At 31.8% G+C, this 16,650-nt stretch carries 23 protein-coding genes, 1 tRNA gene and 1 other annotated feature; of the genes, 3 read left to right on the forward strand and 21 right to left on the reverse strand.

The window, feature by feature from the left end:
- Positions 1 to 52 precede the first annotated feature (52 nt).
- Genes ACWCL1_RS02380 through ACWCL1_RS02390 form a run of 3 tightly spaced genes read right to left on the reverse strand, consistent with a single transcriptional unit; the run spans position 53 to position 2,111 of the window.
- Complete coding sequence (locus ACWCL1_RS02380) at positions 53 to 1,051, reverse strand: D-2-hydroxyacid dehydrogenase (RefSeq protein WP_454545336.1); 999 nt, start codon at positions 1,049 to 1,051, stop codon at positions 53 to 55.
- A 36-nt stretch (positions 1,052 to 1,087) separates the two neighbouring features.
- On the reverse strand, positions 1,088 to 1,372 hold the full coding sequence (locus ACWCL1_RS02385) for a GIY-YIG nuclease family protein (RefSeq protein ID WP_454545337.1): 285 nt from the start codon (positions 1,370 to 1,372) through the stop codon (positions 1,088 to 1,090).
- Positions 1,362 to 2,111, reverse strand: coding sequence for a tRNA1(Val) (adenine(37)-N6)-methyltransferase (locus tag ACWCL1_RS02390; protein WP_454545338.1), 750 nt, complete (start codon positions 2,109 to 2,111; stop codon positions 1,362 to 1,364). The genes ACWCL1_RS02385 and ACWCL1_RS02390 overlap by 11 nt, the downstream gene beginning before the upstream one ends.
- 103 nt (positions 2,112 to 2,214) lie before the next feature.
- Between ACWCL1_RS02390 and ACWCL1_RS02395 the strand changes: the two genes are divergently transcribed.
- Positions 2,215 to 2,850: a lysophospholipid acyltransferase family protein gene (locus ACWCL1_RS02395; protein ID WP_454545339.1), complete on the forward strand. Its 636-nt coding sequence runs from the start codon at positions 2,215 to 2,217 to the stop codon at positions 2,848 to 2,850.
- Between the two features lie 60 nt (positions 2,851 to 2,910).
- On the opposite strand, the gene ACWCL1_RS02400 is transcribed toward ACWCL1_RS02395, so the two are convergent.
- Together ACWCL1_RS02400 and ACWCL1_RS02405 are read right to left on the reverse strand one after the other, a co-directional pair.
- Positions 2,911 to 3,150, reverse strand: coding sequence for a YneF family protein (locus ACWCL1_RS02400; RefSeq protein ID WP_454545340.1), 240 nt, complete (start codon positions 3,148 to 3,150; stop codon positions 2,911 to 2,913).
- 79 nt (positions 3,151 to 3,229) lie between these two features.
- On the reverse strand, positions 3,230 to 3,487 hold the full coding sequence (locus ACWCL1_RS02405; protein ID WP_454545341.1) for a DUF896 domain-containing protein: 258 nt from the start codon (positions 3,485 to 3,487) through the stop codon (positions 3,230 to 3,232).
- Positions 3,488 to 3,633: 146 nt separating this feature from the next.
- Between ACWCL1_RS02405 and lexA the strand changes: the two genes are divergently transcribed.
- Complete coding sequence (lexA, locus tag ACWCL1_RS02410; protein ID WP_454545342.1) at positions 3,634 to 4,257, forward strand: transcriptional repressor LexA; 624 nt, start codon at positions 3,634 to 3,636, stop codon at positions 4,255 to 4,257.
- A 44-nt stretch (positions 4,258 to 4,301) separates the two neighbouring features.
- Here lexA and recN read toward each other — a convergent pair whose 3' ends face one another.
- The 13 genes from recN to rplU all read right to left on the reverse strand — a co-directional run bounded on the left by recN (position 4,302) and on the right by rplU (position 13,848).
- Positions 4,302 to 5,993, reverse strand: a complete 1,692-nt coding sequence (gene recN / locus ACWCL1_RS02415) for a DNA repair protein RecN (RefSeq protein ID WP_454545343.1) — start codon at positions 5,991 to 5,993, stop codon at positions 4,302 to 4,304.
- A 24-nt stretch (positions 5,994 to 6,017) separates the two neighbouring features.
- Positions 6,018 to 6,836: a TlyA family RNA methyltransferase gene (locus ACWCL1_RS02420; RefSeq protein ID WP_454545344.1), complete on the reverse strand. Its 819-nt coding sequence runs from the start codon at positions 6,834 to 6,836 to the stop codon at positions 6,018 to 6,020.
- Between the two features lie 3 nt (positions 6,837 to 6,839).
- Positions 6,840 to 7,733: a polyprenyl synthetase family protein gene (locus tag ACWCL1_RS02425; RefSeq protein WP_454545345.1), complete on the reverse strand. Its 894-nt coding sequence runs from the start codon at positions 7,731 to 7,733 to the stop codon at positions 6,840 to 6,842.
- The gene (locus ACWCL1_RS02430) at positions 7,726 to 7,956 is read right to left on the reverse strand and encodes an exodeoxyribonuclease VII small subunit (protein WP_454545346.1); all 231 of its coding nucleotides are present in this window, start codon (positions 7,954 to 7,956) and stop codon (positions 7,726 to 7,728) included. Before ACWCL1_RS02430 ends, ACWCL1_RS02425 begins: the two co-directional genes overlap by 8 nt.
- Entirely contained in the window at positions 7,956 to 9,296 is a 1,341-nt protein-coding gene (gene xseA, locus ACWCL1_RS02435; RefSeq protein WP_454545347.1) for an exodeoxyribonuclease VII large subunit, read from the reverse strand. Before xseA ends, ACWCL1_RS02430 begins: the two co-directional genes overlap by 1 nt.
- The gene (folD, locus tag ACWCL1_RS02440) at positions 9,283 to 10,143 is read right to left on the reverse strand and encodes a bifunctional methylenetetrahydrofolate dehydrogenase/methenyltetrahydrofolate cyclohydrolase FolD (protein ID WP_454545348.1); all 861 of its coding nucleotides are present in this window, start codon (positions 10,141 to 10,143) and stop codon (positions 9,283 to 9,285) included. The genes xseA and folD overlap by 14 nt, the downstream gene beginning before the upstream one ends.
- Positions 10,144 to 10,264: 121 nt before the next feature.
- Positions 10,265 to 10,663 (reverse strand): transcription antitermination factor NusB, encoded by a 399-nt coding sequence (gene nusB, locus ACWCL1_RS02445; protein ID WP_454545349.1) that lies wholly within the window; start codon positions 10,661 to 10,663, stop codon positions 10,265 to 10,267.
- Positions 10,660 to 11,091 carry an Asp23/Gls24 family envelope stress response protein gene (locus tag ACWCL1_RS02450; protein WP_454545350.1) on the reverse strand — a complete coding sequence of 144 codons (432 nt, stop codon included), beginning with the start codon at positions 11,089 to 11,091 and terminating at the stop codon, positions 10,660 to 10,662. Before ACWCL1_RS02450 ends, nusB begins: the two co-directional genes overlap by 4 nt.
- A 19-nt stretch (positions 11,092 to 11,110) precedes the next feature.
- Positions 11,111 to 11,668, reverse strand: a complete 558-nt coding sequence (gene efp, locus ACWCL1_RS02455) for an elongation factor P (protein WP_454545351.1) — start codon at positions 11,666 to 11,668, stop codon at positions 11,111 to 11,113.
- A 108-nt stretch (positions 11,669 to 11,776) separates the two neighbouring features.
- Complete coding sequence (locus tag ACWCL1_RS02460) at positions 11,777 to 12,835, reverse strand: M24 family metallopeptidase (RefSeq protein ID WP_454545352.1); 1,059 nt, start codon at positions 12,833 to 12,835, stop codon at positions 11,777 to 11,779.
- A gap of 60 nt (positions 12,836 to 12,895) precedes the next feature.
- A complete protein-coding gene (gene rpmA, locus ACWCL1_RS02465) occupies positions 12,896 to 13,177 on the reverse strand; it encodes a 50S ribosomal protein L27 (protein WP_057827775.1) in 282 nt (93 codons plus the stop codon).
- Positions 13,178 to 13,199: 22 nt separating this feature from the next.
- The gene (locus tag ACWCL1_RS02470; RefSeq protein ID WP_454545353.1) at positions 13,200 to 13,520 is read right to left on the reverse strand and encodes a ribosomal-processing cysteine protease Prp; all 321 of its coding nucleotides are present in this window, start codon (positions 13,518 to 13,520) and stop codon (positions 13,200 to 13,202) included.
- A gap of 19 nt (positions 13,521 to 13,539) precedes the next feature.
- Positions 13,540 to 13,848 (reverse strand): 50S ribosomal protein L21, encoded by a 309-nt coding sequence (gene rplU, locus ACWCL1_RS02475; protein ID WP_454545354.1) that lies wholly within the window; start codon positions 13,846 to 13,848, stop codon positions 13,540 to 13,542.
- A 15-nt stretch (positions 13,849 to 13,863) separates the two neighbouring features.
- Positions 13,864 to 13,938: a sequence feature (ribosomal protein L21 leader region), on the reverse strand.
- Positions 13,939 to 14,070: 132 nt separating this feature from the next.
- Here rplU and ACWCL1_RS02480 point away from each other — a divergent pair.
- Positions 14,071 to 14,147: transfer RNA gene (locus ACWCL1_RS02480), tRNA-Arg, on the forward strand.
- 80 nt (positions 14,148 to 14,227) lie between these two features.
- On the opposite strand, the gene ACWCL1_RS02485 is transcribed toward ACWCL1_RS02480, so the two are convergent.
- Genes ACWCL1_RS02485 through ACWCL1_RS02495 form a run of 3 tightly spaced genes read right to left on the reverse strand, consistent with a single transcriptional unit; the run spans position 14,228 to position 16,563 of the window.
- Complete coding sequence (locus tag ACWCL1_RS02485) at positions 14,228 to 14,689, reverse strand: hypothetical protein (RefSeq protein ID WP_454545355.1); 462 nt, start codon at positions 14,687 to 14,689, stop codon at positions 14,228 to 14,230.
- Positions 14,690 to 14,708: 19 nt separating this feature from the next.
- The gene (locus ACWCL1_RS02490; protein WP_454545356.1) at positions 14,709 to 15,680 is read right to left on the reverse strand and encodes a hypothetical protein; all 972 of its coding nucleotides are present in this window, start codon (positions 15,678 to 15,680) and stop codon (positions 14,709 to 14,711) included.
- A gap of 10 nt (positions 15,681 to 15,690) precedes the next feature.
- Positions 15,691 to 16,563 (reverse strand): exonuclease SbcC, encoded by an 873-nt coding sequence (locus tag ACWCL1_RS02495; RefSeq protein WP_454545357.1) that lies wholly within the window; start codon positions 16,561 to 16,563, stop codon positions 15,691 to 15,693.
- Between the last annotated feature and the right edge of the window lie 87 nt (positions 16,564 to 16,650).

Consider the following 16,650-nt stretch of genomic DNA (forward strand, 5'->3'; position numbering starts at 1 on the left):
GTGCTCACAGCACTTCTTTAAGTATAGACAATAATTAAAACAATTGCAATAACTATTTTACAGTAATTACTGGATTTTGTTGTTTTCCCGTTTCAATATATGTCTTAGCGCAATTTAATGCCACTTCTACCATATTTTTAACTGCCATATCAGTATAAAAAGCAATATGTGGTGTAATCAAAACATTATCACGTACATTTAAATTATTAAAAATTGGATCATCAATTTCCTTTCCATGTAAATCATGATCAAAAATTGGTAACTCATGTTCATAAGTATCTAAAGCTGCACCTGCAACTTGTTGATTATCCAATGCATGAATTAACGCCTTTGAATCAATTAATGTTCCCCTTGCAGTATTGATAATTAGCACGCCTTTATTCATTTTGTTAAAAGCATCTGCATCAAGCAAATGAAAATTGTCTTTTGCCGCTGGCATATGTAATGTAATCACATCTGCTTTGCGATATAGCTCATCATACGAATCAACATAAATTCCCTGTTTTTCAAGTTCTTGATTATGATATGGATCAACTGCTACTACTTTAGCGCCAAATCCTTGAACAAGTTTCACCACTTCTCGTCCAATTCTTCCAGTTCCCATCACGCCAACCGTCATTTCATTTAGTTGCCGACTAATATATGGTTCCCATCGAAAATCTTGTCGACTCATCTTTTCATTAAATTGCTTGATATGGCGAATCAACTGCAACATTTGCGTTAATGTAAACTCAGCAATTGCACTTGGTGAATATGCTGGTACATTCGTAATTGCAATTTGATTATCCTTAGCAGCTTGCAAATCAATATTATCAATTCCTACATTGCGAATTGAAAGTATCTTCACTCCAAAATCCTTTAAAGTTTTAAAGTACTCACGAATATATGGAGTTGTTTGTAAGCCAATGACTCCATCAAATCCTTTGATTTGACCAATATTTTGTTCTGATAGTAACTCATGTATCAATTTTACCTGACACTTATTTTGATTACTCCATTCTTTAAAAAAGGGAACCTCATCTTTTCGAACACCAAATGCAATTAATTTCATCTCAAATTCCTTCTTTCATAAAAATACTCATCTTTATTATAAATATTGCCACTTTTGAATGGAAACCCCATGTTCAATTAAATATTTTTCTTTTGCTTTTCTAGACTGATGTTTAAAGGCATATTCTGCCTTCAATGCCTCTGATTTAGTTTGATATGCTTCTTGGTACAATAATTTTACTGGACGTCTTAATTTGGTATATTTAGCGCCTTTTCCGGCATTATGAGTTTCCACTCTTTTACTTACATTCGTAGTAAATCCACCATAAAAAGATCCATCTGAACAAAGTAAAACATACATAAAGTACTTTTTATTTTCCATATATTAATTCCTTAACTTGTTGAGTATATTCATTTTCATCAGTGTAGGTAATAATCGGTGGTAAATATTTAATTCCACCCTTTTTACCATCTTTAATTGCTTCAATTAAAATCATATTAGCTTCCTTATTTGCTTTAGGGTAAACTAATTTAATTTTTTTAGGTGCCAAACGATTTTGCATCATCATTTCCATGATTTCCAAGCTTCTTTCTGGACGATGGACTAAGTATAATTTCCCCCCAGTTTTTAATAGTCCACTTGAAACTTCAATAACTTGCTTTAAAGTGACTTTAATTTCATGACGTGCAATTGCTAAATATTCATTTGGATTTTTTTTACTATGTGGTAAAGTTTCAAAATATGGTGGATTACACGTTACTACATCATAGTTGTCTTTTTTCAAAAATGATGCTGCCTCATTTAAATCACGATTATAAACTTTGATTCGATTTTCAAGGTGATTCAATTTGACACTTCGTTGAGCCATATCAGCTAAACGTGGCTGAATTTCAACTTCATCAATTTGGCCTTTAAATTTTTTACTAATAAACAATCCTACTGCTCCATTGCCTGCACATAAATCAACTGCTTTTTTATTTGGACGCGAATCTGCTTTTATGAAGCTGGCTAATAATACCGCATCTAAAGAAAATGAGAAAACCTCGGAACTTTGGATGATTTGAACATCCTGAGAATAAAGTTGATCAATGCGTTCATTTTCTTCTAAATTTATATTCATATAAAACTTCCTTATTTCTTCGTTTATTTATTAAAATTTACTTGCATATTATTATTTTTTTTTGCATACTAAAGCATGGACATCGTTTGAAAGGAGTTAAATTATGTTTTATAACTTTATGCGTAGAATCGTTAACTTTCTTGTCCATTTATTTAATGGAAAAATTACAATTTTAAATAAGAATAATCTTCCAAAAGGTAATTACATTCTTGTAGGGCCTCATCGTACTTGGTTTGATCCTTTATTTTTTGCTTTGGCAGCTTCACCAAAGCAATTCGCTTTTATGGCCAAACAAGAACTATTTAAAAATTCGATCCTAAGATTTATTTTAACACATGCTAATGCCTTCCCAGTTGATCGCAAAAATCCAGGACCTTCAGTCATTAAAACCCCAGTTAAATGGCTCAAAAATAAAGATATGTCATTAATCATGTTTCCTTCTGGAACACGTCATTCACAGGCAATGAAAGGCGGAGTTACTTTAATTGCGAAAATGGCAAATGTCCCAATTGTTCCTGCAGTTTACCAAGGCCCTTTAACTTTTAAAGGATTACTTTCACGCAAAAAAACAACCGTTGCTTTTGGGAAACCAATTTACGTTGACCGCAAAGAAAAATTAAATGATAAAAATCAACAAAAAATTATTAAACAAATGGAAACACAATTTAAACAATTGGATCAACAAATTGACCCTAAATTTGTATACATTGATCCTGCTTCAAAAAAACAAAGTAATTAATTTATCAAATTTAAAATAAAAAACAGGCTTATGATTTTATCAAGCCTGTTTTTTTTATAATTATTTCTTTTTGTTATTTTCTTTAGCGTAACTTGCTTTCATAGAAGTCATCATTTGGTTAATTTTACGTTGTGATGGCTTTTGTCCCATTTGAAGCATCATTGTACGAAGCATTTGTTCGTTAAATGGTGGATTCTTTTTCAAGTAGTTTTCTAAATATCTTCTTGCAACAAAAAAGCCGATTACAAAACCAGCAATTAATGCAATAATAACCAATAAAATTACTATTCCTGTTGACAAAGTCCGATCCTCCTTACAAATAACATAACTATAATTTTAAGCGAAAAATCTAAAAAAATAAAGAGGACTTTTAAAAAAATTAATCATCACGTAAACCACGTTCACGTTGGATTTTTTTTACTTTTTCAGGAGTAACTTCTTTTCCGTTTTTATCATAAACTTGAAGCATTTCAATATGACTTCTAAAGTTTTCACGAAACATTGACAAGTATGTTTCACGTAATCGCTTTTGTTCAGCTTGTTCTTCCTTAGTTAAACCTTCTTCTTTTTTCTTTTTAGCTAGCTCATTAATTCGATCAATTAAATCTTGAGGAATCCCATTATTTTCTTTAGCCAAATTTCTCCGCTCCCTTCTCAAATATTCTTTTTTTATTTTATCGAATTTCAATACTAATTTCAATTAAAGCGAACTTTTGTTTGTACTTAATAAAAATATATGCTACTATCGAGTTAATATATTATAAGTTTTCACGAGGTATTATTATGACGAAATCATCTGAGGAACGTCAATTAAGAGTTTTACGCTTTATTTATAATTCTGTTCAGGAAAAAGGTTATCCTCCAACTGTGCGTGAAATTGGTGAAGCTGTTGACTTATCTTCAACATCAACTGTCCATGGACATTTAAATCGTTTAGAAAAGCGTGGTTTTTTAGTTAAAGATGCAACTAAACCACGTGCCATTGAAGTTACTCCAGCTGGAATGGAGGCTTTAGGTATCACTTTTAAGGCTGATGCTATTCCAATGGTAGGGACTGTGACTGCGGGACAACCGATTCTAACAGTCGAAGAAACCACTGATTTCTTTCCTCTTCCACCTAATTTTGAATCAGCTGATAATTTATTTATGCTTACAATTCGGGGAGAAAGTATGATTAACGCTGGAATTTTAAATGGCGATAAAGTCATTATACGCAAACAAAATAGTGCTGATAACGGTGATATTGTGATTGCGATGAACGATCAAGATGAAGCTACTTGCAAACGATTCTACAAAGAAAAAGATCATTACCGACTTCAACCTGAAAATGATACAATGGCTCCTATTATTTTGAATCAAGTAACTATTTTAGGAAAAGTAATTGGTTTATATCGAGATAATATTTAAATTAATAAAAGGACTGTGATTGAATCACAGTCCTTTTATTAATTTTACTGTTCAATTTTTTGCTTAATTTGATGAGCCATTTTAATCAATTCTTCAGCATGTTCCATTGTTAGTTCCGTAATTTCAGATCCTGAAAGCATACGTGCAATCTCCTTAACTCTCGTTTTAGCATTTAATTTTTCGACTCGAGTTTCTGTCCGCCCATCTACCACTTTTTTAGAAATATAATAGTGATGATCAGCAATTGCAGCGACTTGTGGTAAGTGCGAAATGCATAGTACTTGTGAAGTTTGGGCAATTTGCGAAATTTTTTCAGCAATCGCTTGAGCAACTCGTCCACTTACTCCAGTATCAACTTCATCAAAGATAATACTTGTAACTCCTTGCTTTTGTGAAAAAATTGTTTTTAATGCAAGCATTATCCGTGACAGTTCTCCTCCAGAAGCAATTTTAGCTAGCGGTCCCATGGATTCGCCAGGGTTAGTTTGAATATAAAATTCAACATCATCTAATCCATTTTCAGTCAATTCCTTATTTTCTTTGAACTTAACTTTAAAAATCGCCTTATCCATATATAATGCACTTAACTGTTTATGAATTGCTTTTTCTAATTCATGTGCTGTCTGTCGCCGTTTATTAGATAAATGTTGGGCTAACTTAAATGCATCTTGATATGTTTTTTCCACTTCTTTAGCCTGTTCTGCTGAACTTTGAGCACTACCTTGCATTTCATTTAACTCTTTTTTTATTTTTTGACCATATTCAATAATTTGTTCAACTGAATCGCCATATTTCCGTTTCAATTGATGAATTTCCTCTAATCGTTGTTCAATTTGGTTTAGGCGTTCTTCATCCCATTCCATTGAATCTAATTCATTTGAAATTTCATGCGAAACATCTTGCAAATTGTAAAATGCATCTGAAACTTTTTCATAAATATTATTCAAATCTGTTGAAAAATCAGAAACCTTACCTAATTCATTCATTGAAATTCCTAATTGACCTATTAAGTCAAAATTATCTCCCATTAATGCTTGATAGCTATTTTCTAATGCATCATGAATTACTTGATAATTATCTAATTGATCTTTTTCTTCTGTCAATTCCTCTTCTTCATGCGGTTTTAAATTGGCATTAGTAATTTCATCAAGTTGAAATTGTAAAGTATCTAATCGCTGAGCCCATTCTTTTTCATTAGCTTCACGCTTTTCAAGTGCTGTTTTCAATTTTCGGTATTTATGATACGCAACTTGATAACTTTCAACATCTTTTTTTAGGGAATGATCATATTCATCAAGGAGTTCTAAGTGTGTTTCTGGTTGCATTAAACTTTGATGTTCATTTTGGCCATGAATATCAATCAGCATTTCTCCAACTTGTCTAAGAGTTGTTAAATTTACTAAAGTTCCATTTATCCGACAAACATTTCTCCCAGTTTTATATAAATCTCTTTGTAAAATTAATGTTTCATCCTCATGATCTATGCCAAACTGATCAAGTAAATTAAATAATGGTGCATTTTTTGGCAAAACAAACTGTCCTTGTAAACAGGATTTACTTGTTCCCTTCCGAATAAAATCAGTAGAACCACGTCCTCCTGCTAATAATCCAAGAGCATCAATTATAATTGACTTCCCTGCTCCAGTTTCTCCAGTTAAAACCGTCATCTTAGCTTGAAAATCAATATCTGTTTTTTCAATGATCGCAAAATCTTTAATCGATAATTCTTGTAGCATCTAAATACACCTCCTCTTGATTAATTACTGATTTTCTAAAGTTGCATGCGCTTTTTTAACAATTTCAACTGGATTTACGTCAGGACTAATTTGGCCCTCATTTGAGCTCTTCTTTAAATGAATTAAAAATTCAATATTGCCATGTCCACCTGTAATTGGTGAGAAATCTAAGTTACATACATCAAATTTATTTTCAACTGCAAATTGAATAATTGTATTAATTACTTCTGTATGTGTAGCTGCATCCTTAACAATTCCATGCTTTCCTACTTTATCGCGTCCAGCTTCAAATTGAGGTTTAATTAAAGCAACTAAATCCCCACTATCTTTTAAAATGGGATAAAGAGGTGGCAAAATTAACTTTAGTGAAATAAATGATACATCAGTGGTGGCAAAGCTGGGTTGTCCTTGAGTAAAATCTTCTGGTTTGCTATATCTAAAATTGGTATTTTCCATTACAACAACACGAGGATCTTGTCGTAACTTCCACACTAACTGATTGGTTCCCACATCTAGAGCATAAACTTGCTTTGCTCCTTTTTGAAGAGAAACATCAGTAAATCCTCCTGTAGAAGAGCCAATATCAAGTACAATCTTATCTTTTACTGATAAATTAAATGTCTGTAAAGCTTTTTCTAATTTTAGGCCTCCACGACTTACATATGGCATCTTCGTTCCTTTGAAATGTAACTTAACATTTGGGTCAACTTTCATTCCAGGTTTATCTAGCCGTTCTTCATTTTCTCCTAAAATTTCGCCAGCCATTACTGCCCGTTTAGCTTGTTCACGGCTTTCAAATAATCCTTGTTGGACTAATAGTACATCTATGCGTTCTTTTTTCATTTTCTATCCTTCATTTATTTTGAAATAATTTAAAAATTCAGCTAGTAAATCAACTTTAACATTTAAATCATTCAAGTTAGTTAAAATTGAATTCATTTGATCAATTATCTTTTGAAGTTCATTTTTTGCACCGCTTAACCCTAATAATACGGTATAAGTATTTTTGTGTTCTACTTGATCTTTGTGCACTTTTTTCCCTAATTCTTCTTGGGAACCTACTTCATCTAAAATATCGTCATAAATCTGAAATGCTAAGCCAAAATTTTTGCCAAATTCTATTAGTAACTGTTGTTGTTTTACATTGGCTTTTCCAAGCGTTGCTCCTGCCAAACATGCATATTCTAAAAGTGCTGCCGTTTTCCCAAAATGAACTTGCTTTAATTGATTTAAGGTTAATTTTTTCTTCTCACCTTGAATATCACCAACTTGTCCATTTACCATTCCTTCTGCACCAGCAAACCGTGCTAAGTTACTAATCAAGATTACTTTAAACTCAGCTTTAATATTAGTTTGAGTAACTAACTCAAATGCATTAGTTAAAAGTGCATCTCCGGCAAGAACTGCAATTGCTTGACCATAAACTTTATGATTAGTTGGTTTTCCTCGTCTTAAATCATCATTATCCATTTCAGGTAAATCATCATGAATTAATGAATAAGTATGAATCATTTCTAAACTAGCCGCCACTTTTAAATCGTCTTGAGTAATTCTTTTTCCTAAACCTTCAATAACTGCAAGTAAAAAAAGCGGGCGAATTCTTTTTCCACCGGCATCAACCGAATACCGCATCGCTTCATTTAAAATTGGATAACTTTTTAATCCTGATAAATATTCATCAAGAGTCGCATTTATTTTAGGAATATACTCATTCATAAACTTTGGTAAGTTATTATTCATTTGAATCCTCTTTTTCAAAAATAGTTTCATTGCCTTGATCATCAATTACATGAGCTAATGTAGTTTCTGCATTTTCAAGCTTATCTTGGAGTTTTTTACTTAATTGGATTCCTTTTTGAAATTGACTTAAGGCTTCTTCTAAAGGAATATCACCTTGTTCTAGTTTGTTTACAATTCCTTCTAATTCATCCATTTGTTGTTCAAATGTTTTTTCTTCACTCATTAATTTGATTCCTTTCTGATTGATTTTACTTTCACATTTGCAGTACCGTCTTTTAAGTGTAAAATCAACTCATCTTCTGGTTTAATATCTTTAGTTGAGCGAATCACACTTTCATTTTTAGTTACGTAAGAAAATCCTCGTCCCATTACACTTAATGGATTTAAAATTTCTAATGCATGTATCAATTGCTGATATTTTTGCTCTTTAGTTCCCAGCGTATTTTTAATATTTTGAAATAATTGTTGCTCAAGTTGTTGGCTTTTATTTTGTAATAAATTAAGTCGGTTTTGCGGAGAATTCGCACTTAATGCACTGTCTAACTGGTTTAAATGCTGGCGATATTCATGTAATTGATTAGCAAAATTTTGACGTAATTTTGTTTCTAATAAATCTACTTTTTGAAGATAACCATCATATAAACGTTGTGGCTGTGTAAAGACAAATGATGTTTGTAATTTCTCCAATTGTTCTTTTTTTACCTCAATAATTCGCTTCATGGCTTTCTTTAATCGCATTTGATAGTCATTTAACGTTAATAAAACATCAGCCAAAACAGGAGTAGCCAATTCAGCAGCTGCTGTTGGAGTAGCTGCACGTACGTCTGCTACTAAATCAGACAATGTTGTATCAGTCTCATGTCCAACTGAAGAAATTACTGGAATTTTACTAGCAGCAATTTGGCGAGCAACTTCTTCTTCATTGAAAGGCCATAAATCTTCAATTGAACCGCCTCCTCTACCAATAATAATGGTATCAAAATCATTGCGTTCATTAATTTCTTTTAACCTTCCAACTAATGAGTTTTTAGCATATTCTCCTTGTACTTCTGCTGGAAACAATACTAATTGAACAATTGGATATCTTCTTCGTGTGGTTGTTATAATATCACGAATAACTGCTCCAGATGAACTTGTAATTACTGCAATTCTTTTAGGATACTTAACCAATGGGCGTTTCGGACGGCTAAATAATCCTTCCTTCGCTAATTTTTCTTTAAGTTGCTCATATGCTTGATATAAGGCTCCAATTCCATCAGGTTGCATTGAATCAATATTGATTTGATATTTTCCCGTTTGTTCATAAACTTCAATTCTACCAATCACCAGAACCTTCATTCCGTCTTTAGGTTCAAATTTTATTCTTTTGAAGTTAGATTGAAACATTACTGCTTCGATTTTGGCATTCTCATCTTTTAAACTAAAATATTGGTGCCGTGCACGTAATCTAAAATTAGAAATTTCACCAACAAGATAAACTTTTTCTAAATATGGATCAAATGCAAATTTTTTACCAATATATTTAGTTAGTGCTGTAACTGTTAAATATTTATCGTGTTCCATCTTTTAATTTTTCCTCAGCAATTTGAACTGTTTGTTCTAATAACATCGTAATTGTCATTGGTCCCACTCCTCCAGGAACTGGAGATAAGTAGGCAACTTTATTAGCAACCTTGCTACTATCAACATCGCCAACCAATTGACCATTTTCATTGCGATTTGTTCCTACATCAACAATAACGGCATTTTCATTAAAATAACTATCATCAAAAAACTGTCCCTTGCCAATTGCAGCAATCACTACATCAGCTTTTTTAGTTAGTTCTTTTAAATTTTTAGTATAGCTATGTGCTACTGTTACCGTTGCATTTTCCTTCATCATCATTGCAATTAATGGCATTCCGACAATTTTACTGCGACCAACAATGACAACATTTTTCCCTGCTAAATCAATTTGATATTCTTTTAGTAATCTAATGATGCCATGAGGAGTACAAGGAACTAAAGTTGCTTTATCTAAAAATAAATTACCAATATTTACTGGATGAAAACCATCAGCATCTTTTTTCGGATCAATTGCATCAATTACGTGATTTTCATCAATTGACTTTGGTAGTGGCAATTGAATCAAGATTCCATGAACTGACTCATCTTGGTTTAACTGCTCAATCATTTCAATTAACTTTGCTTCACTAATTGAAGCAGGTAAAGTTTTATCAAATGTTTTAATTCCTAATTTTGCAGCCGCTCTTTTTTTATTTCGAATATATACTTGACTTGCTGGATCATTCCCAACTAGAACTACTGCTAAACATGGAGTGATCCCATGTTCTTTTAAAATATCAACTTTTTTCTTAATTTCTCCTCTAATTTTACTAGAAAGTTGCTTACCATCTAATTTAGTTGTCACAATTACCATCCCTTAAAATTCCATAATTCAAATATAATTTTAGCATAGGATCAACTTCAGAGAAAAGTTGAATTGTGTTATATAAAATAAAAGGCCCGACAAAATTTGTCGTAGCCTTTTACTAAATAAAGTTTGAAAGTACGCCATTAATAAAACTGCGTTCTTTTTCATCACTAAATTCATTTGCCAACTGTAAAGCTTCATTCAAAGCAACTTTTGCTGGAATATCATTAACATACTTAATCTCATATAAACCAAGCCGTAAAATAATCAAATCCGTTTTACTTAAACGACTTAATGTCCACTTAGCATTTAATTTAGACGAAATCATCTCATCTAAATCAGCTTGTCTAGCTAGTACACCATCAACTAAAGTTGCTAAATATTCTGGTTGTTTTGTAACATGCCTTTCTTCTAGTAAAGAATCAATTACAGTTTGAACATTTGCATCGGGATTGCTGTTAATTGCAAATAAGGTTTGGAAAGCAATCTCTCTGACTTGATGTCTAGTAATACTCACTTTTCTTCACCATTTTCTTCAGCGAATGGATTATTTGGATCGATTGTAGGTTCTTGTTTTTCAGGAACAATTCCTTGAACATGAACATCAACTTTATCCAAATTTAAACCTGTCATAAATAAAACTTGTTGTTTTACTTTTTCTTGAATTTCAAATGCAACATTTGGCACAGATACACCATAGTTTAAAAGAGCATAGACATCAACTTTTAATTCTGAGTCTTTTTGGTCTAATTTAACTCCTTTAGTCCGATCTTCCTTGCCAAATAACTTAGATACGCTATTAGCCAATGAACCACGCATGGAATAAACACCATCAACTTGGCTTGCTGCAATTCCAATAATAATTTCCACGACTTCAGGAGCAATCCTAATTTCTCCTAAACTTGGTTCTTGACTTGCTAAAATAATGTTATTATCTTCAGCCATTGTCATAGCCTCCTTTGTATTATGCACGTGAAATATATGTTCCATCTGTAGTGTTAATTGTTAAAGTTTCACCTTCATTAATGAAGAATGGTACTTGAACTACTAATCCAGTTTCCATGATTGCTGGTTTAGAACCCCCTGATGAAGTATCACCTTTAATATTTGGTTCAGTTTCTGCTACTACAAGATCAACTGTGTTTGGTAATTCAAGTCCAAGAGTTTCTGACCCATACATGATTACCTTAACAAGCATGTTTTCTTTTAAATATTTAATCTCATCTTGAATTTGTGCCTTATTTAATTCAAGTTGTTCATAAGTAGATGTATCCATAAATACATAATTATCGCCATCAGCATATAAATATTGCATCTCTTTGCGATTAATTTGTGCTTGATTTACTTTTTCACCTGCACGAAATGTTTTTTCTTGGACTGCTCCTGTACGTAAATTTTTTAATTTTGAACGAACAAAAGCTGAGCCTTTACCTGGCTTAACATGTTGAAATTCTACTACACGCCATAATTCACCATCAACTTCAATTGTTAAACCATTTTTAAAATCATTTACAGAAATCATTTATTTTTCCTCCTACAGGGTTGAATTCCGTCTTTCTTAAAGAAATCACTATATTGAATATTTTCACGTGAATTATAGGATTTGTCAAGCAGATTATTCTTTAGTTATTTAAATTTCTATAAACTTTGTTGCAAAACCAGACAAATTTTTAAATCCATCATTAGTAATTAAAATATCATTTTCAATTCGAATTCCACCAATTTCAGGAACATATAATCCTGGTTCAATAGTAATAACTTCCCCTGACTTTAATTGCTCATCACTTTGACTACCTAATGCTGGTAATTCATGAATAGATAAGCCAATTCCATGACCGATCCCATGTGTAAAATATTGTTCTAACTGATACTTTTTAAAAACATTAATTGTTTGTTGATAAATTTGTGCAATTTGCAAGCCCGGTTTTAAAATCTCAGTTGTTTCATTAAGTGCTTCTAAAACGATTTGATAAAGTTCCTTCACTTTAGAAGAAGCTTTTCCTACATATACCGTGCGGGTAATATCAAATGTATAATTTTGGTAATAGTATCCAAAATCTAATAAAACTAATTCATTAACTTGGATTTTGCGTTTTGAAACCGTACTATGAGGTGCAAGTGTGTTTTGCCCACTTGCAATAATCGTGTCAAAGGATGCTTTAGTAGCATCCTTTGTTTTCATAAAATAATCTAACTGATTTGCTAATTGTCTTTCACTTAATCCTTGATTGAGATGATCTAAAAAAAATTCAAATCCCAATTGTGCTATTTGAATTGCTTGTTGTATTTTTTGAATCTCCGTTGATGATTTAATCGCACGTAATGATTCAATTACATTTTCAGTTGGGACAATATCTGCTGGACTTAATTCATCTAATTGATCATACATTTGATATGAAATTGACTCCTCAAATCCTAAGGCAACTAAATTTTCTTTTTTTAAAATCTCACATGCACTTTCTAAATAGTTTCTTGTAATAACTGGAATCGCATTTTTTTGCTCATTTAATTCAATTTCAAACCGCTGATCGCTAATTAAATATGTTTCATTTTCAGTTACTAAAAGAAGGCCTTCATCTCCCGTAAATCCAGACAAATAGTATATATTAGTTGGAGATGTTACTAAAAAAGAATCTAAACGATGTTCTTGAAGTTGTTTTTTTAACTGATTAATTCTTGCATTACTCATAATTACTGAAGATTATGTTAAAAAAAAGAGATTGGACATAAAGTCACAACCTCTAAAATATTAATCTGCAACAGGATATACAGATACTTGACGCTTATCACGGCCTTTGCGTTCAAAGCGTACTACACCTTCAACTTTAGCGAATAATGTGTTATCGCCACCCATACCAACATTTACCCCTGGATAAATGTGTGTACCACGTTGACGATAAATGATTGATCCACCTTTAACTAATTGACCATCGGCACTCTTAGCACCTAAACGCTTTGAGCGTGAGTCACGACCGTTAGCAGTTGAACCGCCACCTTTTTTGTGAGCGAAGAATTGCAAATTCATTAACATAACCTATTGCACCTCCTCAAGATTATTTAATTTCGATGTATTTATCATAATTCTTTTCAATATCTTGAAGTCCCAACTCAAAACTTTTAAGTAATAGTTGTACTTCAGAATATTGAAATTGATCATTGGTCAGCTTCATCTCCATATAACCGCCTTCTTCATCATCGGCAATGACATAAGGCTTAACATGAACAAGCTGTTCAAGACAATTGACTGTATTGATTGCTAATGCAGAAATAGCCGCACAAACAATATCTTGCCCATATGGCCCCGATTCCGCATGTCCTTTTAACTTAAAACCAGTAATTTGGTCATTTCTATAGTTAAAATGTACTTGAATCAAACTATCAACTCACTTTCAATTAAGCGTTGATTTCGTCAATAACAACCTTTGTATATGGTTGACGATGACCTTGTTTTGTGTGTTGGTGTTTCTTTGGTTTGTACTTGAAAGTAACTACCTTCTTAGCACGACCTTGCTTTTCAACAGTACCTGTAACTGTAGCACCTTCAACTAATGGTGTACCAATAACTGTTTTTTCACCACCAACTAAAACAACTTGATCAAAAGTTACTTTATCGCCAGCATTTACGTCTAATTTTTCAACGTAGATTGCTTGGCCTTTTTCAACTTTTAATTGTTTGCCACCTGTTTTAATGATTGCGTACATCTTGTGCACCTCCTTAAAATTCCTTAGACTCGCCGTAATTTAGTGGTTCATTTGAACACTTTAACTTAAAACGTGCGGTTGCAGTTGTACTATGCACAAGTACAACAGTTGTATTTTATCAAATTTTATTGTTACCGTCAAATATTGATTGATCATCAACATTATTAAATTTGTAATTGACAAACATTAACATTCCTCTTATAATAATAATGTTGCAAAAATGGTTCGGTAGCTCAGCTGGATAGAGCATCCGCCTTCTAAGCGGATTGTCGAGAGTTCGAATCTCTCCCGAATCACCATATTTTAGAAGACTGTAACTTTATGTTACAGTCTTTTTCGTAATAAAAAAGGCGACACTTAAATGCCGCCTTTTATTAAATTAAAATTGTTTTTTAAATTGATCTTCAATCTCATTAATTTCAAAATTTAAGTCAATCAATCCAAGTTTTAAAAACATATGCCATGCATGAACTAAACTTTGAGGTTGACGATGAAAATAACATTGATTTAATTGTTGCTGGATACTTAAATATACTACTGCTAATGAATCACTTTTCCATTTTTGAACTAAAGCATTTAAATCTTCATCTGATATTAGCATGATATATGCCCATTCTTTAAAGTTAGCAATTTCAAGAAAATCACGCATTGCATCACAATACTTAACTAGTATTTCATTTCTTTCCATTCCCACTTGAATTCCACTAAATAATTTAGCCAAACTAATATTGGCATTAGCAATTAAATTACTATACTTTTCATCTAAATTGTTTTGCTTAGCTGGCAACATCTTAGGAAATTTACTTTGACGTGTAATTGATAATAATTCATTTACATTCATACATTATAACCTTCGATCATTAATAATAACGCGGATCATTTTTAATTTCTAAACTATCAAGATTTTCAAGATACCAATCTCTTAAAAAATCATACGTATTCAATATATCAAACCATGAAATTCGATTGTCTGGATCTGTAATTTTAATTACCCATTGACCATTACTTTGCATTTCAACTTTCATTTCAATCCCATGATTCAATTTTAAAATCGCTTCATTTTGCATTCCAGTAACGAGCATATACCCTGCATTAGATGCAGCAATAAATAGCTTATCAAGTGCTTCTTTAGGCATTTGATCATCCATAATAGCATATACTGCGTAATTTGATGGGTCTAAAATATTAAAGTCAACATCAAAGCCATAATCTTCTTTCATAAACTTTCCAATTGCAAGCAACTGAAGTTCAAATTTACGTAAAGTGTCTTGAGAAATTTCATTTCGATATTTAGTAATTAATAAACTTGTAATTGCCTCACTATTAAATAATAATAAATGTTTATTGAAATCAATAAAGAACAAAGCTTCATTATGGTTGTGTTCTACATAGTAGGCACTTCCATCTGGATTTTCCTGAAATGTAAAATATCCTAAGTTATCAATTCCTGGAAATTGGTGATACAATTCATCCGTTTGTTCATTAGCTTGTAAGACTAATTTTTCAGCTTGATGCAATCCTAAAAGTCGACTTAAGAAAATTAAGTAAAAATCTTGCCGACTATATTGTTGTGGATATATTAAGTATGCCGAATCCAACTGATATGTAGATAGCTTTTGAATTGAACTTAATAACACTTGTGCATCGTTAGTCGTAATTAGTTCATTTAAAATTTCAGTAAAATTAATTCCATTTTCAAGATTTTTCTTTAATTCATCGCGATAAGCCATGAGCCGTCCAGTTGTACTTAATGAACGCACATCTTTAGGTTGAGGCTTACTTTTGCCATTTGGAAGAAACGTAATTGTTTGCATATTTTTTTGTTCGTTCATTGAATCTCACCTATTCTTTTGACGCAATTAAGTTAGCAATATAATCACGGTATAGTGTTTTATTCTTAGCTTCAAAATTCTCAAACGTTCCAAATTTAGAGACAATACTTTGTTTTTCATAACCAATTAGAGTGTCTTCTTTTGATAAAGCTAAAATAGTTTCTTCATTGTCTCTAATTGTCCGATAAGCGTCATTAGCCTGTTCATCTAGTTCAGTCAAATGACTTAATTTGTCTACTAATTTTTGCTTAGATTCCTTTTGTTTTGAACTCCCCCAAGGCATCACTTTTTCTTGCGATACTTCTTTAATTTGTACACGTAACTCTTCTTTTTGTTGATCACGTTCATCTTGTGAATCAATTAAAATTTGTAATTTTTCATTTTCTTGTGATAAACGTTCAATACTATCACTATTTAAGCGCTTATTTTCATATTCTAATTCAAAGGCCTTAGATAATTTTTCATATTCACGCTTATCAAAATGAAACTCAACATTTAAAATGTCAAATGTCCCAAATAATCTTCGTCCCCACCAATTTCCGAAATAAAATTGAAAGTTGCCAGGAGTGGTTTCTTCAAAATAGAAAAAAGGATAAATTTTATTCAAATAATTAATCAATTTTTTACTTAAAAAATCACTAATTTGTGGTTGAATATCTTCTACTAATTTTTCATTTTCAAAATCGTTTACACCATGCCGTGCTTGTAAAATTTCTTCAGCATATCGTTTAGAATCGATTAATTCATACACTTGCCGATCATCTTGATTAGTAACTGCCTTTTCTAATGTTTGCAGATATTGAATCTTATTTGTGACCGCACTTGTTAATGTTTTTGTTGCTTCATCATGATCTGATAAAGTAAATTGATTTTCAACTGTCATAAGAATCTCCTCTTATTACCTAAAATAAAAAACATTGCTTTATCTATATTTTGTCAAAAAAATTCATTAAAAGCAATGTTTGACCAT

The sequence above is a fragment of the Ligilactobacillus sp. LYQ135 genome (assembly GCF_053711055.1).